At 44.1% G+C, this 23,735-nt stretch carries 27 protein-coding genes, 1 other RNA gene and 1 pseudogene; 8 read left to right on the top strand and 21 right to left on the bottom strand.

Annotated features, from left to right (window positions below; translation table 11 throughout):
* Window positions 1-26 precede the first annotated feature (26 nt).
* Window positions 27-248, top strand: a complete 222-nt coding sequence (locus AZH43_RS09645; protein ID WP_406564617.1) for a membrane lipoprotein lipid attachment site-containing protein — start codon at window positions 27-29, stop codon at window positions 246-248.
* 255 nt (window positions 249-503) lie between these two features.
* Here AZH43_RS09645 and rsmD read toward each other — a convergent pair whose 3' ends face one another.
* Window positions 504-1,064 (bottom strand): 16S rRNA (guanine(966)-N(2))-methyltransferase RsmD, encoded by a 561-nt coding sequence (rsmD, locus tag AZH43_RS09640; protein WP_067669087.1) that lies wholly within the window; start codon window positions 1,062-1,064, stop codon window positions 504-506.
* Window positions 1,065-1,073: 9 nt separating this feature from the next.
* Window positions 1,074-3,104 (bottom strand): penicillin-binding protein 2, encoded by a 2,031-nt coding sequence (gene mrdA, locus AZH43_RS09635; protein WP_067669085.1) that lies wholly within the window; start codon window positions 3,102-3,104, stop codon window positions 1,074-1,076.
* 242 nt (window positions 3,105-3,346) lie between these two features.
* Between mrdA and AZH43_RS09630 the strand changes: the two genes are divergently transcribed.
* The 4 genes from AZH43_RS09630 to AZH43_RS09615 all read left to right on the top strand — a co-directional run bounded on the left by AZH43_RS09630 (window position 3,347) and on the right by AZH43_RS09615 (window position 6,274).
* Complete coding sequence (locus AZH43_RS09630; RefSeq protein ID WP_067669083.1) at window positions 3,347-3,865, top strand: hypothetical protein; 519 nt, start codon at window positions 3,347-3,349, stop codon at window positions 3,863-3,865.
* Window positions 3,866-3,944: 79 nt separating this feature from the next.
* Window positions 3,945-5,261 (top strand): hypothetical protein, encoded by a 1,317-nt coding sequence (locus AZH43_RS09625; RefSeq protein ID WP_067669081.1) that lies wholly within the window; start codon window positions 3,945-3,947, stop codon window positions 5,259-5,261.
* A 78-nt stretch (window positions 5,262-5,339) separates the two neighbouring features.
* Window positions 5,340-5,999 (top strand): adenylate kinase, encoded by a 660-nt coding sequence (gene adk / locus AZH43_RS09620; RefSeq protein ID WP_005008357.1) that lies wholly within the window; start codon window positions 5,340-5,342, stop codon window positions 5,997-5,999.
* An 83-nt stretch (window positions 6,000-6,082) separates the two neighbouring features.
* Window positions 6,083-6,274, top strand: coding sequence for a hypothetical protein (locus AZH43_RS09615; protein ID WP_067669079.1), 192 nt, complete (start codon window positions 6,083-6,085; stop codon window positions 6,272-6,274).
* A gap of 135 nt (window positions 6,275-6,409) precedes the next feature.
* Here the strand turns inward: AZH43_RS09615 and nth are convergent, their stop codons facing one another.
* Together nth and AZH43_RS09605 are read right to left on the bottom strand one after the other, a co-directional pair.
* On the bottom strand, window positions 6,410-7,099 hold the full coding sequence (gene nth / locus AZH43_RS09610) for an endonuclease III (RefSeq protein WP_067669077.1): 690 nt from the start codon (window positions 7,097-7,099) through the stop codon (window positions 6,410-6,412).
* Window position 7,100: 1 nt separating this feature from the next.
* A complete protein-coding gene (locus tag AZH43_RS09605) occupies window positions 7,101-7,895 on the bottom strand; it encodes an RnfABCDGE type electron transport complex subunit B (protein WP_067669075.1) in 795 nt (264 codons plus the stop codon).
* 622 nt (window positions 7,896-8,517) lie between these two features.
* On the opposite strand from AZH43_RS09605, the gene gdhA reads away from it, so the two are divergent.
* Entirely contained in the window at window positions 8,518-9,861 is a 1,344-nt protein-coding gene (gdhA, locus tag AZH43_RS09600; RefSeq protein ID WP_067669072.1) for an NADP-specific glutamate dehydrogenase, read from the top strand.
* A 195-nt stretch (window positions 9,862-10,056) separates the two neighbouring features.
* Here the strand turns inward: gdhA and AZH43_RS09595 are convergent, their stop codons facing one another.
* The 3 genes from AZH43_RS09595 to rlmH form a co-directional block, all read right to left on the bottom strand.
* Window positions 10,057-10,830, bottom strand: coding sequence for an META and DUF4377 domain-containing protein (locus AZH43_RS09595; RefSeq protein ID WP_067669155.1), 774 nt, complete (start codon window positions 10,828-10,830; stop codon window positions 10,057-10,059).
* A gap of 171 nt (window positions 10,831-11,001) precedes the next feature.
* The gene (locus tag AZH43_RS09590) at window positions 11,002-11,778 is read right to left on the bottom strand and encodes a dioxygenase family protein (RefSeq protein WP_067669070.1); all 777 of its coding nucleotides are present in this window, start codon (window positions 11,776-11,778) and stop codon (window positions 11,002-11,004) included.
* A 110-nt stretch (window positions 11,779-11,888) separates the two neighbouring features.
* Window positions 11,889-12,371 (bottom strand): 23S rRNA (pseudouridine(1915)-N(3))-methyltransferase RlmH, encoded by a 483-nt coding sequence (gene rlmH, locus AZH43_RS09585; protein WP_067669153.1) that lies wholly within the window; start codon window positions 12,369-12,371, stop codon window positions 11,889-11,891.
* Window positions 12,372-12,534: 163 nt separating this feature from the next.
* On the opposite strand from rlmH, the gene AZH43_RS09580 reads away from it, so the two are divergent.
* The gene (locus AZH43_RS09580; protein WP_067669068.1) at window positions 12,535-13,479 is read left to right on the top strand and encodes a M28 family peptidase; all 945 of its coding nucleotides are present in this window, start codon (window positions 12,535-12,537) and stop codon (window positions 13,477-13,479) included.
* Window positions 13,480-14,095: 616 nt separating this feature from the next.
* Here the strand turns inward: AZH43_RS09580 and lon are convergent.
* On the bottom strand, window positions 14,096-16,522 hold the full coding sequence (gene lon / locus AZH43_RS09575) for an endopeptidase La (protein ID WP_067669067.1): 2,427 nt from the start codon (window positions 16,520-16,522) through the stop codon (window positions 14,096-14,098).
* 147 nt (window positions 16,523-16,669) lie between these two features.
* Window positions 16,670-17,257 carry a 5-formyltetrahydrofolate cyclo-ligase gene (locus AZH43_RS09570; protein WP_067669064.1) on the bottom strand — a complete coding sequence of 196 codons (588 nt, stop codon included), beginning with the start codon at window positions 17,255-17,257 and terminating at the stop codon, window positions 16,670-16,672.
* A gap of 561 nt (window positions 17,258-17,818) precedes the next feature.
* Between AZH43_RS09570 and AZH43_RS09565 the strand changes: the two genes are divergently transcribed.
* Window positions 17,819-18,133: a DUF1304 domain-containing protein gene (locus tag AZH43_RS09565; protein ID WP_067669062.1), complete on the top strand. Its 315-nt coding sequence runs from the start codon at window positions 17,819-17,821 to the stop codon at window positions 18,131-18,133.
* 104 nt (window positions 18,134-18,237) lie between these two features.
* Here the strand turns inward: AZH43_RS09565 and AZH43_RS09560 are convergent, their stop codons facing one another.
* The 12 genes and pseudogenes from AZH43_RS09560 to AZH43_RS09505 all read right to left on the bottom strand — a co-directional run bounded on the left by AZH43_RS09560 (window position 18,238) and on the right by AZH43_RS09505 (window position 23,734).
* Window positions 18,238-18,687, bottom strand: coding sequence for a Mor transcription activator family protein (locus tag AZH43_RS09560; protein ID WP_067669060.1), 450 nt, complete (start codon window positions 18,685-18,687; stop codon window positions 18,238-18,240).
* A gap of 105 nt (window positions 18,688-18,792) precedes the next feature.
* Entirely contained in the window at window positions 18,793-19,236 is a 444-nt protein-coding gene (locus tag AZH43_RS09555; protein WP_067669058.1) for a gp16 family protein, read from the bottom strand.
* Window position 19,237: 1 nt separating this feature from the next.
* The gene (locus AZH43_RS09550; RefSeq protein ID WP_067669056.1) at window positions 19,238-19,459 is read right to left on the bottom strand and encodes a hypothetical protein; all 222 of its coding nucleotides are present in this window, start codon (window positions 19,457-19,459) and stop codon (window positions 19,238-19,240) included.
* Window positions 19,452-19,745: a hypothetical protein gene (locus AZH43_RS09545; RefSeq protein ID WP_067669053.1), complete on the bottom strand. Its 294-nt coding sequence runs from the start codon at window positions 19,743-19,745 to the stop codon at window positions 19,452-19,454. The genes AZH43_RS09550 and AZH43_RS09545 overlap by 8 nt, the downstream gene beginning before the upstream one ends.
* A complete protein-coding gene (locus AZH43_RS09540) occupies window positions 19,742-20,467 on the bottom strand; it encodes a DUF7168 domain-containing protein (RefSeq protein ID WP_067669051.1) in 726 nt (241 codons plus the stop codon). Before AZH43_RS09540 ends, AZH43_RS09545 begins: the two co-directional genes overlap by 4 nt.
* Before the next feature lie 71 nt (window positions 20,468-20,538).
* Window positions 20,539-20,607: hammerhead ribozyme type II (locus tag AZH43_RS09535), an RNA gene on the bottom strand.
* Window positions 20,606-21,052, bottom strand: coding sequence for a hypothetical protein (locus AZH43_RS09530; RefSeq protein WP_067669050.1), 447 nt, complete (start codon window positions 21,050-21,052; stop codon window positions 20,606-20,608). Before AZH43_RS09530 ends, AZH43_RS09535 begins: the two co-directional genes overlap by 2 nt.
* Window positions 21,053-21,334, bottom strand: a pseudogene (locus AZH43_RS09525) (HU family DNA-binding protein); the annotation flags it as partial.
* Window positions 21,335-21,352: 18 nt separating this feature from the next.
* Window positions 21,353-21,970: a DUF3164 family protein gene (locus AZH43_RS09520; RefSeq protein WP_067669046.1), complete on the bottom strand. Its 618-nt coding sequence runs from the start codon at window positions 21,968-21,970 to the stop codon at window positions 21,353-21,355.
* Between the two features lie 21 nt (window positions 21,971-21,991).
* The gene (locus tag AZH43_RS09515) at window positions 21,992-22,237 is read right to left on the bottom strand and encodes a hypothetical protein (RefSeq protein WP_067669044.1); all 246 of its coding nucleotides are present in this window, start codon (window positions 22,235-22,237) and stop codon (window positions 21,992-21,994) included.
* Between the two features lie 8 nt (window positions 22,238-22,245).
* A complete protein-coding gene (locus AZH43_RS09510) occupies window positions 22,246-22,455 on the bottom strand; it encodes a TraR/DksA C4-type zinc finger protein (protein WP_067669042.1) in 210 nt (69 codons plus the stop codon).
* Window positions 22,456-22,546: 91 nt separating this feature from the next.
* The gene (locus AZH43_RS09505; RefSeq protein ID WP_067669040.1) at window positions 22,547-23,734 is read right to left on the bottom strand and encodes an ExeA family protein; all 1,188 of its coding nucleotides are present in this window, start codon (window positions 23,732-23,734) and stop codon (window positions 22,547-22,549) included.
* Between the last annotated feature and the right edge of the window lies 1 nt (window position 23,735).

Here is a 23,735-nt window from a genome sequence, read left to right as displayed (position 1 = left end):
GCCAGAAAGAGTGAGGGAATGTAATGATGAAAAAAATAATTATACTGGCTGTCTTTGCCGTCACGCTGACAGGATGTGTAGTTGCGCCTTATGATGACTATCCGCGTGATGGCCGCCATCATTCGGGGCAGTATGACCGTGACCGAGATGGCCGTCCGGATTGGCGCAATCAAAACCGCCAAGGTCAGGACTATGACCGACGAGGCGATCATCGCCATTCAGACTGGAACCGTGAAAATCAGCAATAGTCTTTAACAAACAGCATTTACAATATTGCAAACCGCATTGAAATTCGATCAATGGGTTAAACAGATTCCTTCGGGAATGGTCGAGGCCGATTGCAGTGAATGCATAAAATGCAAACATTGCATGACCTTAAAATGTGCCTGCATTTGACAAAAAAGGACGCGAATTTCGCGTCCTTTTTCTTGCCCACAATGTTCTTGAATTATTATTAGGTTGGTAGCAGATCAGCAAGAAATCTATAACGATGGATATCAGCTTTAAAGCACACCTGCTTTTTTAAACAGTCCTGCGCGGACAGCGCCTGCTTGGGTTTCTTTAATTTTATTCCAGCTGCTGGGCAGCTTCAGCCGGGCAAGATCGCAGTCAGCCTCAACATAGATCAAGCCATTGGCTTTAATCAGGGGATCCGCCAATGCGGCCAATTGTTCCCAAAGGTTCAAACTGTAAGGAGGATCTAAAAATACCAGATCAAATTGCTCTTTCAAAGCCGGCAAAACCTGCTGTGCTGTCGAAACTTTCAATTTGGCATGCTGCGAAGTCACTTTCAGCAGCTGCAGGTTGTCTGTGAGAAATTGCGCTTGTGTACGGTCGGGCTCAATCATCAGCACTTGTGCAGCCCCGCGTGAAAGAGCCTCGAAACTTAGCGCGCCTGAACCTGCGCATACATCTAAAACATTCGAATTCTGAATGTCCCACATTAACCAATTGAATAGCGTTTCTCTGACGCGGTCAGGGGTTGGGCGCAGGCCGTCAATGCTGGCAAATGGCAATTGGCGGCGTTTCCAGTCTCCGCCAATAATGCGTAATTGATTTTTCATAATCGAAACTTAGTCTTCATCTGAGGGCTGAGTGGCTGCTGCGGCCGGACGGGCTTGGTTTAGCGCTGCAGTGCCTTGAGTTGTGCTGGCGCGGCCAGAAGTATTGGCGTTGCTTTGAATGGGGTTCTCGCCGCTTGGCAATTCGCTTGGCTTGATGCCTGCGGTCATTAAGCCGCCACTGACTTGAGCTGCAGACGGTCGGATAGGGGATTTGTTGCGTTTCAGCAGCCAATAATCAAAAATCGGGCGTGCCAGCTGTGCAGCCGAACCGCCATGGCGGCCATTTTCCCAGATCACGGCAATGGCGATTTCAGGCTGATCGGCAGGGGCAAATCCGACAAACAGCCCGTGATCCAGCTGGCGTTCAGTCAGCAGAGCCTCATTGTAGCGTTTGCCTTGAGCAATACTTTTGACTTGTGCAGTACCTGTTTTACCTGCAATTTTATACATTGGCGTGCGAATGCCGCGGCCTGTGCCGCTTTCGACTACATCGACCATGGCGTCACGCATTTTTACCCAGTCTTCAGGTTTACCATTGAACTCAATTTTTCCGTCAGGCGCATTATTTACGGTATAAGGTTTGGTGCCTTTGCTCTCGCGTAAAACATGCGGAATAACGTGCTGGCCTTGATTGGATGTAATGGCTGTCGCCATCGCCAATTGCAGCGGGGTCGCGGTAAATGCGCCTTGACCGATACTGACTGAAATAGTCTCACCTTTCAGCCATTTGCTTTTACGTGTGCGCAGCTTCCATTCTTGGCTTGGATAAAGGCCGGTGCTTTCACTCGGCAAGTCTACGCCGGTTTTTTCGCCGAAGCCGAATTGGCGCATCCACGTATTCATACGGTCGATGCCCATGCGGTAGGAAAGAATATAATAATAGGTATCGCAGGAAACCACTTGCGCTTTATGCAGGTTCACAGAGCCATGCCCGGATTTGCGCCAGTCACGGAATTTGTGTGAATCACCCGGTAAAGAGAAATAGCCGGGGTCTGAAATGGCCGTGTTCCAGTCAACTAAATTATAGTGCAGGCCGCCTAAGCCAAACATTGGCTTAATGGTTGAACCGGGCGGATAAGAACCTTGCACAGCGCGGTTATACAGGGGCTGATCTAAATTGTCGCGTAAGGCAGAATAGTCTTTGCTGCTGATGCCGGTAACAAATAAATTCGGGTTAAAGCTGGGGCTGGAAACCAGCGCTAAAATTTCACCGGTACGCGGATCCATTGCGACAATTGCGCCGCGGCGGTCAGCCAGCTGTTCAGAAGCAACGGTTTGAAGGCCGTAATCTAGGGACAAATATAAATCATTGCCGCGGATCGGGTCTTTACGGCCCAGATGGCGCAGCACATTGCCGTGCGCATCCGCTTCTACCGATTCATTGCCCGGCACGCCATGCAGTAAATCTTCATAGTATTTTTCGACGCCAATTTTACCAATCAGGTTGGTGCCGGCGTATAAATCTTTATTAATATCTTTTAATTCTTTGTCGTTAATGCGCCCAACATAGCCGATCACATGTGCAAATAATTCCCCATGCGGATAATAGCGGGTCATCTGGGTCTCTATGTTGACCCCAGGGAATTGGAACTTTACTTCGCTGAAACGCGCAATTTCAGTTTCATTCAGGTTCAGTTTTAAGGCGACACGCTCGGTTTTCTTCGAAGTCTTAATCCGGCTTTTAAAACGGTCAATATCTTCTTGTGTCAGATTGATAATTGGAATTAGGCGTTGAACAGTATCGTCAATGTCTTCAATATCGGCGCGGCTCATAGTCGCCGAAAAAACTGGGTAGTTATCGGCCAGCAGCACGCCATTGCGGTCATAGATGTAGCCCCGTGCCGGCGGCAAGGGCTGCAGGCGTACGCGGTTTTTGTCTGAATCGGTCGCAAACTTATCGTAATTGAAAATTTGCAGATAAGAATAACGTGAAACCAGCAGCAATAAAAAAAAGACCACAATCCCTAATGAGAAATAAATTCGATTGCGGAAAATGCGCTTTTCTTGCTGAACATTTTTTAAAGGAAAGTGCTGCTTCATACGCGATCGACTTGAGATACACAAAGGGGAAATTAAGGCTGACCATTCTACCGCAAGTTCTAAAAAATTAGTAAAGCAATTCGGCGCAGATGCATAAGTTTTGCTTAAACCTTGACTTTGCAGACACTAAAAAAGCGCGGGGCTGTATATAAGAGTTGATATTATTCTGATACAGTCAAACAGCATAAAAATAGGACTTATTAAAACTAAAAAGCCTAAAAATTAAGGATGATGGTGAAAAAATGAACAAAGCATATTCTTTGTTGGTATTTGCATTTATTGCAAGCGCAGCGTCTGCGCAGGACAGCGGCTTTCTGCCGGAAGCAAAATTAACAGGCGCGGATATTGCAACGCTGAATGCGGGGGCTGGATTTACGCAAAAATTGATTCATTTGAATGTGGAATGGGTCAATCCTTATGGAATTGCCTATGCGAAAGCAGGTGTGTTTCTGAACGGAGACAAAACCTTCGGCGGACAAGTCGGTTTCCGTTACCCAGTGCATTTTACCGGCAAGGATAAAAATGGCTATTATTTGGGCGCGTATGCCGGCCATATAGAAAGTAAAGAAGTAGACGGTGATTATGAAAGCCGTTTAGGCGGCGGTGTTGATTTGGCTTATGTTATGCTAAGCAAAGAACGCATCAGCACATTCAGTGTTGGGATCGGGGCTGGTGAAGAGCTGACCGATAGCAGCGGACATACGATTGCTGAAACTGAACCGAAAATACAATTTTCCTATACTCTAAGTATTGGTTTATAGAGAGAATATTCAACTTTATTTGAATTCACTTTATTTAAATTAATATTTCCCTGAATAAAACTAAATATGGAAGTAATGCATGCTTGAGTACGTCAATGAGTTGTGGCAAACCTTTTTGAACCGTCCGGATTTCTGGGCTGTACTGAGCATTATTCCTGTAACTGCTTTCGTGACTTGGGCGCATGTGTGGATGGCGCTGAAAATGGTGTTCTATCCAATCAACTTTTGGGGCTTTCACCTTGGCCCGTTGCCAGTGGGCTGGCAGGGTATCGTGCCGCGTAAAGCCGGCCGGATTTCAGGCATTATTACTGACAACACCCTATCTAAACTCGGTTCCTTGCGCGAGTTTTTAGATGCGATGGACCCTGAGGATATGGCGCGCATAATTGGTGAACAGGTCGGTTTTGAGCTGGAACATTTGATTGATGAAGTGATGATCGACCGCAATGCTGTGCTGTGGGAAAATTTGCCTTATTCGATTAAGCGCCGTATTTATGCCCAAGCGAATAAGCAAATGCCGGGTATCTTAAGAGAACTTGTGACCGAACTGACCATGAACGTCGAGTCATTAGTGGATATGCGTGAAATGGTGGTCAGTCAAATGGAAGGTGACCGCCGCCTGATGGTGCGCATGTTTCTTAAGGTAGGTCAAAAAGAGATCAATTTTATTTGGCACATCAGCGCCTTGATCGGCATGTTCTTCGGCATGTTCCAAATGATTGTCTGGTTCGTGGTGCCATGGCATTGGACAGTGCCGTTTTGGGCCGCAATCTGGGGCTTCTTGACCAACTGGATCGCCATCTGGATGGTGTTCAATCCAATCGAACCGCACTTTGTAAAATATCCGCAATTCTTTGAATTAACTAAGAATCGCAAGTTTCCGTGGATAAAACCGGTGATTCCGCGTATTGGCACATATAATATTCAAGGCGCATTCATGAAGCGTCAGGAAGAAGTGTCCGATGTCTTTGCCAGCGTTGTCACAGAAGACCTGATTACGTTAAAATCCATTATGTCTGAAATGATGTACGGCAAGAAAAAAGATAAAACCCGCCGTATTGTGAAGCGGCATATCAATGAAATTATGGAAACTCCATTGGTCAGAACGTCTTTACAGCTGTCATTAGGGCCAAGAGAGTATGCAAAACTCAAGACAGACTTGATTGATCGCTCAATTGAAATTACGATGGTGCCTGTATGCGACCCTGCGTTTAATGCGAGCCGTGCACAGAAAATCTTTCAAATGTTTAAAGACCGCATCCGTGAACTGACACCGAAGGAATTTCAAAATCTGTTACGTCCTGCATTTCAGGAAGACGAATGGATTTTAATTGTTTTGGGCGGGGTAACAGGGTTCATTGCGGGTACAATACATTTGTTTGTGGCTTTCTTATAATTAGATGCTGAAAAATATGTCAAATTTTTTGACATGAACAAGGCGTCAAATACATTGTTTAAATGAGGATGTTTTTTTATGCGCATTATATTACTCGGACCACCTGGAGCAGGTAAAGGTACACAAGCTCAGTTGATCTGTAAGCGCTACAATGTCCCACAAATTTCAACCGGTGATATGCTCCGTGCTGCAATTCGTGAAGGAACTGAACTAGGTCTGCAGGCTAAAAGCGTGATGGACAATGGCGGTCTTGTGTCTGATGAGCTGATCATTGGTTTAGTGAAAGAACGTATTGCACAGCCAGACTGTGTGAATGGCTGCATTTTTGATGGTTTCCCGCGTACTATTCCTCAAGCTGAAGCGCTTGAAAATGAAGGTATCAGCATCGATCACGTGATTGAAATTGATGTGCCGGATGAAGAAATTGTAAAACGCCTGTCAGGCCGCCGTCAGCACCCAGCTTCTGGCCGTGTATATCACGTTGTTTACAATCCGCCAAAAGTGGAAGGTAAAGATGACGAAACCGGCGAAGATCTTGTGCAGCGTCCAGATGATTTGGAAGCGACAATCCGCAAGCGTTTGGGTTCATACCACACTGAAACTGAACAGCTGGTTGGCTTCTATCAAGGCCGCGCTGCTTCTGGTGAAAATGCGCCGACTTACGATAAATTGAACGGCTTGCGTCCAATTGACGAAGTTCAAACTGACCTTTTCGCTATTTTAGATCAGTCTAAATAATCCGCTTTTTTCGGGTTTTGACTTTCAAAGAGTCCTAAGTCATATTAGGGCTCTTTTTTATTGTGCGGTTTTGGAGATTTGCTGTGGAGCATATTGCGGTTTTTTTCGTCTTGCTGGCTGCTGCGGCTATCGTGCTGGGGCTGCTGTTTTTCAGCTTTAAATTGCTGAAAAAGATACAGCAGCAAGAGAAGCAGGAACGCGGAAATCAAACGGCAGCTTATCAATTACATCCGAAATTGAAAAAAGAGCAAGAACAGCGCGAGAAAAAACAGTAAGAAACCTGCGAAAAGACTGTGCAGCACAAATTAATCTTGTTCAATTGCGCTACGCATTGCTTGCCTGTGATGGGCTGAGAGATTTTATTCCAGCTGAAAAATTTGATGCAATTTTAAAACAGATGTTTAAAGAGCCTACGCTTCTATATTTTTGACGGCAATGGCGCGGGCTGCGCCAAATTCAAAACGGTCGGGCCAGTTGCAGACGTCCGATACAATGCATTCGCCGCATTTCGGCTTGCGGGCTGTACAGCAGTAACGGCCATGCAAAATCAGCCAATGATGTGAATCGACGATAAATTCTTTTGGAATCACCTTCACTAAACGGTGTTCAACTTCAAGCACATTTTTACCGACGGCCAATCCAGTCCGGTTGCCTAAACGGAATATGTGCGTATCTACAGCCATGGTTGGCTGTCCAAAGGCGGTATTTAATACCACGTTGGCAGTTTTACGCCCAACCCCAGGCAGCGCTTCTAAATCTGCGCGGTTGTCTGGAACAATGCTGTTGTGTTTCTCAATCAGTATTTTGCAGGCTTTAATTACATTTTCCGCTTTGGCATTGTACAGGCCAATCGTTTTAATATATTCCTTTAAGCCATCAACCCCTAATGCGTAAATCGCTTCTGGGGTATTGGCGGCTGGAAACAGTTTATCCGTAGCTTTATTGACACTGACATCTGTCGCTTGTGCAGAAAGCGTTACCGCCACCAGCAATTCAAACGGGCTTGAATAATTTAATTCTGTTTTTGGATTGGGGCGCTGTTCACGCAAGCGTTCAAAGAAGATCTGAATCTGCTTTTTGGTCATGTTTTTCACAGCCATTTTATTCCCCTTGCAGTGTGTTCAGCTGCTGGCTTAATTCTGCCAGTAAAATACGCTTTTGGGCATCGTTACGCACGCTCAGCTGCTTTTCCAGCTTTTTGATTTGCGTCCGTATTTTTGCCAGTTCAATGATGGCTTTTGCATCTTGAACAGCCGTGTTTTTATTTGATTTTTCAGTCATTTCAATACTTGGAACAGTATCGGTCTGGTTGGAAAAACGGGCAAATAAAGCCGTGTCAATTTCTGCACGGATAATAGGGCCTTTACGGTTAATACGCCGGCTTTCTTCACGTTGAATGTGCGCATAATAGCGCTGCCGTAAATCATCTTGTTCAAGCAGCCGCGCATGTTCTGAAGGCAGCGTCTGTATATCCTCAATCAAGTCGATACAGTCAACAGGGCAAGGCGGAATACAGAGTTCACATCCTGTGCACAGGTCTGTGAGCACAGTGTGCATGAGTTTGCCTGAGCCGATGATTGCATCGACCGGGCAGGCGCTGATGCATTTGGTACATCCGATACATTCATCTTCACGGATCACAGCTTTCATGCGCTGCGGGCGCCCATCTTGCTGTATGGGCCAAACGCTTGCTTCTGCCGGCAATGCTGTGCGGTCAAGCAATGCTGCAAGCGCATCGGCTACCGGCTGGCCGCCTGGCACGCATTTATTGGCATCCTCTCCCTCCGCAATAGATTTTGCATACGGCAAACAGCCATCTCGATGGCCGCAGAGTCCGCATTGAGTTTGTGGAAGCAGGGCATCAATTTTTTGGATGAGGGAAATTTGAGTATTCATGTATAACCGGAGGATTGCTTGGCTGTCAGCGCGGAACGGATTGCTGGTGAGCAATTTTAGCATGTTTTAAGCAGGGTGTCGGGAATTCATAAAAAGCCGCCACAGCCTGCGAAGATAGGGGGGGTCAGAATTTAAAGTGAAGAGAGCTGTGCAATATTTAAGTTTGACTGAAGAATAAGAATGCCGAAGCTTGATATTGATTGAAAATAGAAGCCAGCAGAATGGCTGCAGCGGCTATAGGCTGATCTGAACAGTGCCCAGAATTCTGCATCAGCTTCAAAAGCGGGAATGCGTGTACGGTTTTGATCTGCTATTGAGTGTGTTTGGGCTATATTGTGCGCAGTAAATACAGAGAATTTTGAATATTTATGCGCAAAAACGGGACTATTTATGCCTTATTATTGCGCAAAATATTACACCTATATATTACTAAAAGTTATTTGTTTTATAATAAAAAAGACTGTTAAATCAAATTAAATATATGTTCTACAAAGAAAATAGAAGTTTTTTCCAAAAAACTATTGCTGAAAGGTGACAAAAGATATTTAATGTTTTGCGCCAAAATATATCACCGATTAAAATTTTGACCAATTTTGATCCATTTTCTGCTGAGGATTAAGTGTTGAAATATAACAGCCTTAACGACTTCCTAGACTACGTAAAAACACGTGATTCACATCAACCAGAATTTCTTCAAGCTGTTGAAGAAGTTATGACTAGCCTTTGGCCATTCATTGAAAAGAATCCGCAATACGCTGACTATGGTTTACTTGAACGCCTTGTAGAGCCTGAACGCGCGATTCAATTCCGTGTATCTTGGGTTGATGACAAGGGTCAAACCCAAGTGAACCGCGCTTTTCGTGTTCAGTACAACTCAGCGATTGGTCCATTTAAGGGCGGGATGCGTTTCCATCCATCAGTGAACCTTTCAATTCTTAAGTTTTTAGGTTTTGAACAGACTTTTAAAAATGCTTTGACTACATTGCCTATGGGCGGCGGTAAAGGCGGTTCAGATTTTGATCCTAAAGGTAAGTCTGAAGGCGAAATCATGCGTTTCTGCCAAGCGCTGATGATTGAATTATACCGTCACCTAGGCTCTAACACTGACATCCCTGCGGGCGATATTGGTGTGGGCGGCCGTGAAGTTGGCTATATGGCCGGCATGATGAAAAAATTAAGCAATGACACTGCATGTGTATTCACTGGTAAAGGTTTAACTTTCGGTGGTTCACTTGCGCGTCCTGAAGCTACTGGCTACGGTACTGTGTATTTCGCTGAGGAAATGCTCAAGACCCGCGGCGACAGCTTTAAAGATAAAGTTGTAACCATTTCAGGTTCTGGTAACGTTGCGCAATATGCGGCTGAAAAAGCAATGTTCTTAGGCGCGAAAGTCGTATCGCTGTCTGACTCTGCAGGTACTGTATACGTTAAAGACGGTTTCACTGATGCGCTTTTGGTTGAAGTGATGGAACTGAAAAACATCAAACGCGGCCGTATCTCTGAATTTGCGTCTAAACACGGTTTTGAATACCTTGAAGGCAAACGTCCGTGGTCTATCAAGTGTGACATCGCATTGCCGTGCGCAACTCAAAACGAATTGGATGCCGACGATGCTGCCGTGCTTCTTGCTAATGGCGCGATCTGTGTTGCTGAAGGCGCGAATATGCCGTCTACACTTGATGCAGTAGAAAAATTCGTTGAAGCGAAGATTCTTTATGCGCCAGGCAAAGCCTCTAATGCGGGCGGTGTTGCGACTTCTGGTCTTGAAATGTCTCAAAATGCCATCCGTTTAGGCTGGACGTTTGAAGAAGTGGATGAGCGCCTTCATGCCATCATGAAAGAAATTCACCGCAACTGCGTGAAATACGGTACAGAAGCTGACGGTACTGTGAATTACGTAAATGGCGCAAACATTGCCGGCTTCGTAAAAGTTGCTGATGCAATGCTTGCTCAAGGCGTATATTAATTTAATTCACAGCGCTACGCTGAATGCGTTCAGCATTAACACTGTGAGCTGAATAAAAAAACCGAGGCCATGGCCTCGGTTTTTTGTGTCTGATTTTTTATATGCTGTAATTTGAAGTTAAAAGGGGCTGCATCTGGCAGCGTCGAATGGCTGTTCTAATTCAGAAGCCATGAAATGAACGCTTTCTTCAGATTTTTAGAGTGAACCTTTAACCGCTTCGCGTTCAATAATCATATCTTGCACATACACATATTTAGATTGATCCGCTGCCGGATTTTTCAATTCGTAGCGCTTAATACGCACGATTTGGCGTTCTGCAGGGTTGTGGGTGTAGCCTTCAATACCGCTGTAGAATAAAGTCCAGTCTTTATCAACCTGTGTTTTGACACCATTTTCTGCGTATTTAATTTCACGCACTTGCAAGCAGGTTTGCGGCGCTACGCCTGTGCATGATTTAGTTTGCGGTGAAATCTCTAGGAAAATAGTTTCGGCTTGGGTGCTGTACTTGGTTTCTGGCGTCATTTTGCCTGTAAAGACATATTGCTTGCCGTCTGCCGCAGTCAGTGTCAGCGTCGGCTCATCAGCATTGTTCAGGTTCAGTACAAACGGTGTTTTGCCATTTTTGAAAATAGAAGCCGCGGTGCTTTCTTGCTGCATTGCTGGAGCCGGGCATGCCATTTGCGTTGCCATCATTGCGCCGGTTTCAATTTGATTGCCTGCAACTTTCCAAGAACTGCCTAAGCTGTTGCAGCTGGTAGCAATACTTAAGCGGCCTTCAGAGTCAAAATTCAGCACAAGCGGTTTTGGCGCGCCAGTCTCTGTGCTCCATTGATAAGAGGCTAAGGTTTTATCTGCATTTTGCTGCTGAAGAACAGACACTGCTAAATCTCCTGCTTTTTGAATGTCACTGGATTGGCATGCAGCTAAGGCAAAGGGAAAGAGTGCAATTGCTAAATATTTTAATTTCATGGTCTGCTCAACATAAAATACGAATGAAGTATATAAATTAAGTAATTGATTTAAAAACAAGATGTAGCATATCTCATTCAAGTTTAAAAAAAATGGATACATTCTGATCTTTTAAGTTTCAAAATGTATCCATAAATATTTATTTGTTAAATTATAAATAGTTTTTATGTATTAATCAAAGCGGTAAATGTCCATGCCTAGCGAACCCATGCTGAAGCTGCTGTGAACCACACTGAAGCGGTGGCCTGTACCCATTGCAAAGAACAGGGGGGCAAAGTGTTCAATGGTCGGGTGGTTGCGCTGCGCATGAGGGATGCTCTGCCAGTCTAAAACAGCATCAAAATTGCTGTGAGAGAGTTTGCTGACCACATAATTGCGGAATGTAGAGGCCCATTCCGGTACTGCATCAGGCTGTCTGTTCCATGAAAGTTCACGCAAATTATGCGTGATGCTGCCTGATCCGATAATCAAAATCTGTTTTGTGCGCAAAGGGGCAAGGGTTTGGCCAATACGGTAAATTTCCTGCGCAGACAGATTCATCGGCAATGCAATTTCGATGACAGGGATATCCGCTTGCGGATACATATGCAGTAAAGGCATCCAGACGCCGTGATCACGCGGGCGTGTACTGTTGGCATGCGCAGCAAAACCGGCTTCAGCGAGCAGATGCAAAATATCTTCTGCTAAGTCCGGGTGACCGGGTGCGGGATAGCGGATGTCATACAGTTCTTGAGGAAAACCGCGGAAATCATGCCAAGTTTCGGGCCGTACGCCTGTGCTGACTTCAAGCGCGCTGCTCTCCCAATGCGCAGACATGACCACTATCGCTTCTGGTTTGGGCAAGTTCAGGCTCAGGCGCTCCAAAGCGGGGCCAACTTGCTCAGGGTTAATGGCAAGCATGGGGGAACCGTGGGAAATAAATAAGCCAGGAAGGGTTTGCAGATTCATTGCTGAGCGCCTAATAAACTGTTCTGTAGGTATTTTGACAAATTTAACGAGGGTGATAAATACGGGATAAATCAACAAAACGTTGCATATATGCAACGTTTGAGTGGAGATCAGCCTGCGCGGTGATAGGGATGATTATGGTTAATGCTCATTGCCCGGTACAGCTGTTCAATCAGCATTACACGGACCATCGGGTGCGGCAGTGTGAGTTTAGATAATGACCAGTGCCAAGCCGCCGCTTTACGGACCGCTTCGGAATGGCCGTCTGGACCGCCAATGGCCAAAACAATATCATTGCCTTCCAGCATCCAGCTTTTCATGGTTTCAGCCAGTTTTTCGGTGCTGAACTCACGGCCGCCCACTTCAAGCGCAATCAGTATTTCATTTTGCTTAATGGCGTTTAAAATGCTGTCGCCTTCAATTTGGCGGTATTTTAAAATATCGGCTTCTGAATCATTTTTACCGCGTTTTGCCATCGGCAGTTCAATAATTTGAGTTTGAACAAAGGGCTGTATGCGTTTGAAATAATCTTCAAATCCAGTCAGAACCCAAGCAGGCATTTTTTGGCCAATAGTGATAATGCGGATTTTCATGGCAAGCTGTATTGAACGGAAAGGGCTATTATAGCGGTGAAATAACGCATTGCTAAGGACAGACACAATTTGCAATTGAATTGCAGGAGCTATTGTTGCTTTAATATCCATAAAGCGTGAACTCGTTCGCATAACTTGAGCAATAATAATAAGGAAGCTTTAGATGAAGAAATATCTAACGGAAAAAAACGCATTATGGTGTTTCTTCAGTTTTATGGCGTTTATGGCCGTTTCATCTGCGCATGCCAACACAGTAAAAAATGCCGAGCCGCAAAATTTAACGGTATATATGGAGCAGCTGCTGGGCGGCGGTGATTACCGTAACTTCAAGGATATTCAAGAACTGAACCGTGTCTCTGCTTGGATCCGTGAACAAATGCGCCTGTTTGGCATACCGTGCCAATATCAGAATTATAAAGTGAATGATGAAGCTTACCGCAATGTCGTGTGCTCATTGAAGGGGCGTAATGCGGATACGGTCATTGTTGGGGCGCATTATGATGTTTTTGAAGATAAGCCCGGTGCAGATGATAATGCTTCTGGTGTTGCAGGGGTGATTGAAACTGCACGCATTTTGTCTGCAGAAAAAACACGCTTGAAGAATTCAGTGGATTTTATTTTTTACACCCTGAATGAAGCGCCATTTTCAGGCACTGAAGATATGGGCAGCTATGTGCATGCCAAGTCCATTGAGAAGCAAAGTCAAAATATTAAAAGTATTTATATTTTAGAAAATATTGGCTATTTTGATCCGAATTTTGTACAGAATTATCCCATTGGGCTGAAATGGATTTACCCGAGTCACGGCAATTATATTGCGGCTGTCGGCAATTTGCAGTCCCGCGAAATGACCGCAGATTTTTGCGCCGCAATGAAAAACTTAAATCAGCTGCAGTGTGAGCGTTTAATTGCGCCATCCTTTGTGCAGGCGATGGATTTTTCAGACCATAATAATTATTGGGCTTTTGATTTGCCAGCTATTGTGATTACTGATACCGGCGCGTACCGGAATAAAAATTTTCATACAGAGAAAGATATTATTGAAAATTTGGATGTGGGAAAAATGGGGCAAGTCGTAAATGGCTTGGTGCAAACAATTTTAAAATAGTGCGTCGCAGGGAGTTAAAAGGAAATGATCCAACCTGATTTTGACGTGCTTATTCACGTTAAATTAAACTGATTCAAACTTCAGGTATTCATACTTTAGGTTGCATGATTAAAATGCTCCGCATAAAAAACGCAGCCCTGAAAGCCTTTGGACTGCGATAAAAGATCATCTGCCTGGAGATGCAGATGACCATTTCAGGACTCAGCAAATAGTTTGTCTAAGTGCCTAAATGAAGAAACATACAGCGCAGTATGTATCTATTATAAAAAATGGGGACAAAATTGAGTTTTTCAAGCGCAACGTGTTCATTGCGCGCAATAGGCCAGAATCGCTCATTTCAAGCATTGGAATTAATTTCTTTGCTTTATAATGCCTTAACTTGATATCTAAAGTGCAACCGCATCAAAGTTGCGAATTCAATTCCGAAATATGAAATAGACAGGTAAATAATTAAAAAAAACTTTAATGAATTACTGTACCGCCAAATTGAAAAATTTGGAAGTTTTGTATAAAAAATAATCTAAATAATCAGCCGTTCAGTGTTCCGGCTTTTGATGGAAAATAAGAAAACGGGCATAAAAAAAGAGCGCTGGAGCGCTCTTTTTATTGGTTTGAATTAATGGCGTGCAGCTTTGACTTCACCGGAAGCTTTCACAATAGGCGCTTTCGGAAGAGGTTTAGGCATATCTGTTAAAGCCAATGGCAGAATCTCATCGATGCTTTTCACTGGTTTGATTTCCAAGCCTTCTTTAACATTCTCTGGAATTTCAGCCAAATCGCGTACGTTTTCCTGCGGGATAAACACCAGCTTGATGCCGCCGCGGTGCGCTGCAAGAAGCTTCTCTTTCAAGCCGCCAATACGCATTGCCCGGCCGCCAAGGCTGGTTTCACCTGTCATTGCAATATCGGGACGAATCGCAATACCGGTGAAGGCAGACACAAGGGCTGTGGTCAGCGCCAAGCCGGCAGATGGTCCATCTTTCGGTGTTGCGCCTTCAGGCAAATGCACATGGACATCAGTTTCTTCGAAACGTGAAGATTCGATGCCTAATTCATCTGCGCGTGTACGAACGACTGTCATCGCTGCAGTAATCGACTCTTTCATGACATCACCCAATGAACCGGTGGTAATGAACTTGCCTTTGCCTTTAACAGCAGCCACTTCAATCGTCAGCAATTCACCGCCAACTGAAGTCCATGCCAAACCGTTTACACGGCCGACTTGGGCTTCTTCTTCCGCCATACCGAAGTCAAATTTATGCGGACCCAAGTAATCTGGCAGATTGGCTGAAGTCACGTCCAGCTGAAGGTTTTTCGCCTTTTTGCTGACTGCTTCTTTCACCACTTTACGCGCAATTTTAGAGACTTCACGTTCTAGGCCGCGGACACCGGCTTCACGCGTATAGCGCTGTACGATGTCACGGATGGCTTCTTCGTGAACAGTCAATTCCTTAGCACGCAAGCCATTGTTCTTCATTGCTTTAGGAACAAGGTAGCGTTCAGCAATGTTGATCTTTTCATCTTCGGTGTAACCCGGCAGACGAATGACTTCCATACGGTCCAGCAATGCTTCTGGAATATTCATGCTGTTGGCAGTACAGATGAACATTACTTCAGACAGGTCAAGATCAAGATCTAGGTAATGATCATTGAATTTGCTGTTTTGCGATGGATCCAGCACTTCCAGCAACGCAGAAGCAGGGTCGCCGCGGTAGTCCTGCGCCATCTTGTCAATTTCATCGAGCAAGAACAGCGGGTTCTTGACACCGACTTTTGTCAGAGACTGCACAATTTTACCCGGCATCGCACCAATGTATGTGCGGCGGTGACCGCGGATTTCCGCTTCATCACGTACGCCGCCCAGCGCCATACGGACAAACTCTCGGCCTGTCGCTTTCGCTACAGACTCACCCAGTGAAGTTTTACCTACACCTGGAGGACCAACCAAGCACAGAATCGGGCCTTTGAGTTTTTTCACCCGTGACTGTACTGCAAGATATTCGACAATGCGGTCTTTGACGTCATCTAAGCCGTAATGATCAGCATCTAAAATTTCCTGCGCTTTATTCAGGTTGATGCTGACTTTGCTGGCTTTATTCCATGGTGTATCTAGAATCGCTTCAATATAGTTGCGTACAACTGCGGCTTCACTTGACGCCGGCTGCATGGCTTTAAGTTTGCGGAATTCAGATTCTGCTTTTTTACGCACATGTTCAGGCAGATCTGCTTCTGCAAGGCGTCTTTCAATTTCAGCAACGTCGTCTTCAGCACCGCCATTCATATCGGAAAGCTCGCGCTGAATCACCTTCATCTTTTCATTGAGGAAGTATTCGCGCTGGTTTTTTTCCATTTGACGTTTCACTGAGTCATGCAAAGTCTGTTCAATCTGCTGTTCTTCAGACTGCTGCAGAAGGTACGTCATCAGCTCTTGCAAATGCGCTTCAAATTCATCGTGTTCGAGGAATTTTTGCTTCACATCAATATTGAGCGGAACACGGGTCGCTACGAAGAATAACAATTGCAGCAAATCATCAATTTTGTTGGCGGCTGCAATCAGTTCGCGAGCATTGCGAAGTTTTGCTTCGGCATACTGCGCAAACATGGTGCGCAATTCTTCAATGCGCGGTTCTTGCGCTTCGCTTTCGACGGCGACAGTCATTGGGCTGATAGCATGTTCTGCAGACAGGTATTCATCATTTTCGATGATTTTAACCAGCTTTGAACGATGCAGGCCTTCGATTAATACTTTTATGCAGTTTTCATCATTTTCGTGATTCACAACTTGCACAATCTTCGCGACAGTACCGTATTGATATAAATTGTCGTGATCAATTTCTTCTGTTAGCGAATCTTTTTGTGCAACTACAAATACGAGATTGTCACTGTTACGAGCCACGTCCACTGCATTGATCGATTTTTCACGACCCACAAATAACGCAATCTGCATATGCGGATAAACCACCACATCGCGCAGCGCCAAAAGCGGCAATACACTTGGAACCTGAGGCTCTAAGGTTTCTTCATTCATAATAATTTCAGACATGGGCACTCCTAATGAGTGACAACGGTGTTGCCATGTTTTTTATAGTGATGGGTATTTTAAAAATTACAAGGGCAAGGCAAAATAAATTGTATAAAAAATGAGTAAATATTTAATTTTAAAGCAGTATTAACCGTCAAAATGATCAATTCAGCGCTTGAAGCGTAAAAAATGCTGAGGGGTTAATAAGCCGTCCAAAGGTTGATCCCACGCTTCACGCTGTATGTTGCAATGCAGCAGCTGAAAATCGTGCGCTAAGCCAAGCCGGTAGGGCCGTTTAGCTGCTGTAGCTAAGGTCTTGTCATAAAATCCGCCTCCCATGCCGATGCGTGTGCCTGTATCGTCGCATGCCAGTAAAGGCATGATCAGCACGTCTAATTTAGATACATGCAGGCCGCGCGCTGCCATAGGCTCTTTCATGCCTAGAGGGTGGTGAGAGAAACGCTTGTTGCGGTATTGATGCTGTGAAATTTGGACCCAAGCCAAGCGTTGATTCATATTGCAGATCATCGGTAAAAAAACGGCCTTACCGTGTGCAAAACAGTATTCCGTTATTTTGTGCGTATGAATCTCGCCAAAAGCATGCAGATAAAGGCCAATTTTATGCGCCTGTTGAAATTCAGGGATCCGAATCAGCTGGTTCAGCACTGCCTGTTCAGATTGCTTTTGCTGAAACTGATTGACCGCGCAGCGCTGTTTTCGAAGGTTTTTTCTAAGCGTGTTTAAATCGTATAGCATACGGATGAAAGATTCAGGGCAGTGCTGACAGTCTAATCTGTAGAGGGCAAACTGCAAAGTGCAGCTAATGGATAGTTTATCGATATTCGGCTATAGGGAAGGGGCTTGTATCTCTTTAAATGGTATGCCGGATTGAATGTGGGTGTGATTTGACTCCAAACGTATAGATTTTTGCTGATATGTGTATTTATGCTTGGTTCAGTTCAGGAGTACGCAGAACCTCATGAGCTTAAAAGCAAAAAAGCATTGAACTTGAAGATAGTGCAGATGAATTGAAATTTCGCGGGAACATCAAAGCATAAAATGAAGCTGCAATTTCAAGCGATCCTGCTCAGAAATATAAAAAATAAGCCTAAAATTAGGCAAGATTATTTTTAATTTGAAGGTGTAGCAACGTATATTAAATCACGCTATGATTTCTGCATATTTTGTTTGTTTACGCCCAGTTAGTTATTTTAAAAGACCATTAAGTCTAAGCTGTAAATTTTAACAATAATCGCCATGCAGCGACGCAAAATTTAATTGAACCCGCCAGCTATAATAATGGAATAGGAAAAAAATATGATTTCTCAAATATTGATCGTCCTGATTGCGCTATTGCACATTTATTTTCTTGTGCTTGAAATGTTCCTATGGGAGAAGCCTGCGGGCCTGAAGGCATTTGGAAATACTCCGGACAAGGCAAAACTAACCAAAGTATTAGCGCAAAATCAGGGGCTGTATAATGGTTTTCTGGCGGCAGGGCTAATCTGGTCTTTATTGGCCGCATTGCCATTTTCAATGATGCTGGCAAACTTCTTTTTGGCATGCGTGCTGATTGCAGGCATATACGGCAGCTTAATGAGAACTAACTATATAACTAATACTGAATGCTGAGATAACTGTGGGATAAAGCGGGATAAGCTTGGATGTGGCGGGATAGCTTTTGAAATGTTATTGCAACTGGTGAAACGATGAGGCGGACGTAAAATCCGCCTCTTTTAGTTTGCGAATAGATCATAATTTTTATCTACGTTGCTCTTAATTTTTTCTTCGCTGCTTAAGATTGAACGGATTGATCTAAGGGTCAGCCCAAAGCGACGTGCAAGCTTTGCATTTGATTCTTTCTTTGATGCATCACGTACAGCTCTATTGCGCATAGCTATCGTAATTGGCGTACCCATTGGTACTTCGATATATGTTTTACCCAGTTGCTCAGCTAGGCGCTGAAGCGATTTTAAGCCTACTGCGTGAGTAATAGCGTGATTAACATTGATAGCGTGGTGAGCTGGAATAAAAACTCGAGTGCCGCCGAATGCTTCGATTAGATGCAATGAGGCCTCAGCACCTAATAACTGCGCTACAAATGAAAAATTTCTAGGCATTAAGCTGATGATTTCTTCATCAGAAAAGACTTGGGCGGCGTCTGTGATATGTGGACGATAAGCCATAGTTTTACCTCATAAAATACTATGTTATAGTTGCTTAAATCGTCCTTGGCGGGATGGTTGTTGGATTTTGAAAAGCTCGTGATTGCAGTCACGGGCTTTTCTTTTTTAGGCTGGGTCTAGGCGTTCTATACCGCAGCGTTTGCACCATTGGCGCAGGTGCGTGATGATCATGTCTGCATTCTTGGTGCTTAAAAATTGAAGCGCACTTACACCGACTTTATTTTCAACAAATTTAGCTAAAGCTTTTTCACTGCTGTTGCGCACTTGGCCTGCGCTGTGCAGCTGGAGCCAGAGATGGCGAATCAGTTTGCTTTGCGCATCATCTGCAAGATTTTTAACTCCAGCTTTACCTTTGGATTCAACCTGAAAGCCAAGTCGTTTCATGCGGTCTAGTACCGCTTCTAATTGCGCAATATTTAGCAGCTTTGAACTGGTTTTACCAGTGCAACTTTCAAGTACTTCGCGGTACAAGTCATCATCTAAACCAAGCTGGTTTTTACCAACATGAATGAGCTGGATCAATTTGGTTTTTTTATTGAATTTAGCCATATCAAACTCCCGCCATTGCTTGAAGTAAACCTAAAATTGCTAGGAATGCCAGCGACAATGAAGCTCCAGCTTTTAGCTTATACGCACGTTTTTCAAATATTGTTAAACCCGCGTTATTGCGTGTAATCCAAGACAGCTTTGCATCTTTAAAACAGCCAACTAGCCCCATAATAAACACGGCAAAATATGCCAAAGTAACAATCCAATTAAAAAGCTCAGACATGATTTTTCTCCATTGGAATTTCCAAGGTATGCACTAAATCCCAGATTTTCTTCACTGCCTCATACATGGTTTGACAGTCTTTTTCTTGATAGCAAAAGTCATTAACAAATATTGAGAACGTTGGGGCGTAGCCTTCTTTGTAAGTCCAGATCAAAAAATTATTCGCAACATAGAGCGCCTTTTCTCGAAAAGCATCTGTCTTTGCAATGTGTGCTTCTTGAGCGCGACGTTCTAATATAATGCGTTTCTCAACCTCAGTAAGTTCCATTACAGGCAGATCTATCATGAGCCGACTCCCAGTTTTTCCATTGGAGCACCGCCATTCATAGCATTATTTAATTTAGCGTTCTTTCCAGCCTGTCGGCCTGCATGCAGGTCATTTTGAGCGCGGTCTGTATGGGTGTTTGTCTTTTTATTACGGTCAGTAGGCTCGCTATTACGAACTGTATGCTTTTGCTGAACGTAGGCATGAATTTGATCCATTTTCTCTTTATCAGGATTTAAGTCTGAGACCAGTTTCGTGGCTTCTAGTACCCAACCTTCACAAAATAGATCTGCGCGTTTCACTTTATTGGCTTTGATCTGTACACGTTTTAGATTTTCTGAAATAAAAACGCTGCGAGCCTTTTTAAGCTGACGGAACAAAATATCAAATGCATAGCTGGCAATCTCTGGTGCTGGATCAAAACCAATAAATTTCCACGCGACTACTTTTTTAAAATACAAATCTTTTGTGACTTTGATATCTCCACTGAGAATAACTTTGCAGCCCATCATTTTCGCAATTGAGTTTGCAAGTACTGCTTCAAACACAGTTGGCTTTTGCGAGCCGCTACCTAAAATAGATGCTTCAGCAATGCCTAGAAGCTCTGGATCATCAGCATCAATTTTATATTTTTCCATGAAGGCCATGGCTTGGCGTAAAGCAGCCGCCGCTTCATGCTGGTTAGCTGATTTGCTCAACGCCAAACACTTTTTAATTTTTTCAATTACTGTTTTTTTATTCATGAAGTTTCTCCAATGCTGATCACCACTTCAGGCGGCAATTTGTCTAAATCTTTAATTTCAATCATTGTTCTATCTCGCTGCTCGTCAGTACCAGATCACGACATCTGGCAGACACAGGCACGGATGCCTGTGTTTCGCTTAGGCTTCTAAGTAAGTTTTCATAGCCTCATCAATTGCATCGCGATGTGTGAAATCTTGGGCAATAACTTCATCCTCATCGTTATAGACAAAGTATTCGATGCGGTTAGGGCCTGTATTCCACTTCTCAACACGGAAGCGGTTTTGAACTAAAAACTCTAAGCGCTTCGAGTCAGTGGTTATTTCAAATGGGCCTTCTGGTGTATCAATTGAAATTGGGAATTTTCCAAAAAGTGAACCTGCTGTTTTTAGGCCAGCAAGAAACATATTTTTATCCCGTCCAGTAATTTCGATATCATCTTTGCCATCACCACCTTGGAGCTTTACTGATTGGGCATCTGAATCGGCGGCTCCATTAATCGTGTTAACACCTGATTCAAACCAATTTTTTAGATACGCAATAGTTTCAATAACTTTTGATTCTTCGCTTGTGAGTTGCTCAATCATTTAATTCACCGCCTCTTTAAGTGCTTTTCCAGCTTTGAAACTTGGGACTTTTGATGCGGCGATTTGAATCTCTGCGCCTGTTTGCGGGTTACGGCCAGTACGGGCTGCGCGGTCAGTCACTTTGAATGTGCCGAAGCCAATTAGCGCAACTTCACGGCCATTAGCCAATTCATCAATTACCGTGGTTTCAAAAGCCTGTAGCGCTGTTGTTGCATGCGCTTGAGTCAGGCCAGCACGTTCTGCGATTTGTTTGATTAGTTCAGATTTGTTCATGGTTGTTTCCTTTTTAAGGTTGGGGTTTTAAACGTTGGCAAAATCAAGAGAAATGGGCTGATATTTGCCTTCTTTATCGCGTTCGTAAAAACGCACATAACTTTTGCTATCGACAATTTTGATGCTGTCGCTAATGGCTTCCATTGCTTGAATCCACTTCGGATCGTCAATGTTGTGTCGGCGCAGACCAAGTACGCGGCCAGTAGAAATCTTGCCTTCACGATCCACTTGGAATGCGTCATTGATCAGGACTTTAATGTGGTCGTTGGAGTCTGCAGACCAAGACTGAATGCATTCATCAATAAGAACTTTGGCTGCCTGCAGGCGCTCATCAAAACGGATTGAATCCTGAATTTGACGAACGATTTTGTATTGGCCATTGAAGCTATGTAATGTGATGTTTCCTTTGCTTCCGCCAATTTGGACTTCATATTTCTCATTAGAAAGATCAATAAACGCCGCGATATCTCCGAAAGCTAAGGCTTTAAAATCGCGAAGTTCTTGCTGTTTTTTCTTTGCATCTTCACATAGGCGAACGACTAGTGCGTCACGTTCAATATCAATAGGTTTGATGCTAGCCTCTGGTACAAGACGGCCTTTGCTGTCCATGAGGTAGCCTTCGGGGATTTGAACTTGTACATTCATGCTGTTTTTCCTCTATGTTGTTTAAGTCGCTTTACGCACTAAGGTGTAATCACCGCTGATTAATTGGTTTAAATCTTTATTGAACTGACTGCGTTTTAAGCTTGTTATGTGCTGTTTTAAAAAACGCTGATAAGTGTCTTGAACTACTTGAATTTCAAATTTGCCTTTAGTCACTTCAAAAATTTCGAATGTGGTGAACTCCTTGTTCAGTTCCGCATAAAGTGCAGTTGAAGCAAGAAATTCTGTAAATTCTTCAAAGCGTTCCATGGTTCACCTCAGCGATAATGTTTTGAATTGCTCTCTAGATGCGTTTGGCAGTCGATGCAGAGTTTTACGTTTCCCAATGCGCGACGCTGGGGTGGAATTTCATTGCCGCAGTTCATGCAAAAGTCTTCACTTTCCCCATGAAAATTCACTCGTTCTGCAAGAGAGTGATTTAAGCGGTCTTGTTCTAAGTCACTTGCGACATCTGCAAAATCAGCCATGACAGCCCCCAAGCACTGCCACAAAAGCAGTGCATAAAAAGAAGATTGGAATATTGATCAGCATTGCTGTCTTTAAATTAAAGGTCATGGGCTAGACCTCCATAACCAAGTCATGTGTGATGACATCTGCACCGAGTTCAGCCGCAACGTTCATCGCGCCAGTAATGAGGTTGCCCACCGCCAGCGGGTATAGCAGGCTTTCATTTTGGTTTTTGCGGCCTACATTTCGAGTCAGCTTTGCGCAAATCGCATCAATGCCTGATTCGTCAATGAAATCTGAAAGTTTGCGGTCTGCTGCTTTACAGCGGTGCTGTAAATAGTCAACCAGCGTTGTATGAGTGAAAGGCTCAAGCGTCACAATTTCACAACGCTGTACCACTTCACGGACTTCTTGATTGTTTTCAGCCAGTTTGATTTTCAATTCATCCTGACCGATCAGGATGATGCTGAGCAATGGCGTGAAACTGTTTTTCAGCTCAAGGAAGCGCTTGAGATGTTTCAGCGTTGGAATGGGCAAGCTGTGCGCTTCTTCAATGATCAGTAAATGATGATGGCCCGCACGGCAGCTTTCTTTCAGCAAGTTATGGATCTGGCGAAAACGCGCTTCAGGTGAACGTTTAGCATTGGTGCTTGGTGCAAGCGCTGACAAAATTGCCTCTGCAATGTGTAATGATTTAAGCGTTTTACCTTTTGCATCATTGTCTTCTGTAGCAAGTACATAAGGTTCAATCACAACAACAGCTTCACGTTCGCGCTCAATACGATCATGAAGCTCTTCACGTAAGGTCGTTTTGCCTGCACCGGATTGACCGACTACAGCAATAAATGAAGTATTGCCTTTTGCGCATTGCCACATGGCTTCGCGAACATAGTTAATGTCACTGTCGTTATAAAGTTCACTTGAGCTGCGAATGCTTTCTGTAAAGATGTTTTTGAAAAGTGCAAATTTTTTCTTTGCCGCTGGTGTTAGGGTTTGTTTACGTAGTAGCATTAATTGCTCCTCCTCTTGTGGGGCGGGTGCTGCGCTTTCAGTTTCAGAGGCTTGGTCGTTTTCCGAACTGATTGCTGCGGCATCCATTACTGTTAAAATTTCTGATTCAGCCAGTCCTTTGCTGACTAATAGATCAATGAATTGCTGCTTTAAACGGGCAGCATTTTTTTTTGGATATTTGCCATGCTTTACAACTAAATTGATTGTTGCCGGGCTAACGTCCATTTTCTTTGCTACCCACGTTTGACTTATCGAATGCTCATCGAGCAGTTTTTTAAACTTAGACATC

Source organism: Acinetobacter pragensis (assembly GCF_001605895.1).
Taxonomy (GTDB): domain Bacteria; phylum Pseudomonadota; class Gammaproteobacteria; order Pseudomonadales; family Moraxellaceae; genus Acinetobacter; species Acinetobacter pragensis.
The sequence above is the reverse complement of the archived record's forward strand: the minus strand, read 5'-3'. Positions and strand labels throughout refer to the sequence as shown.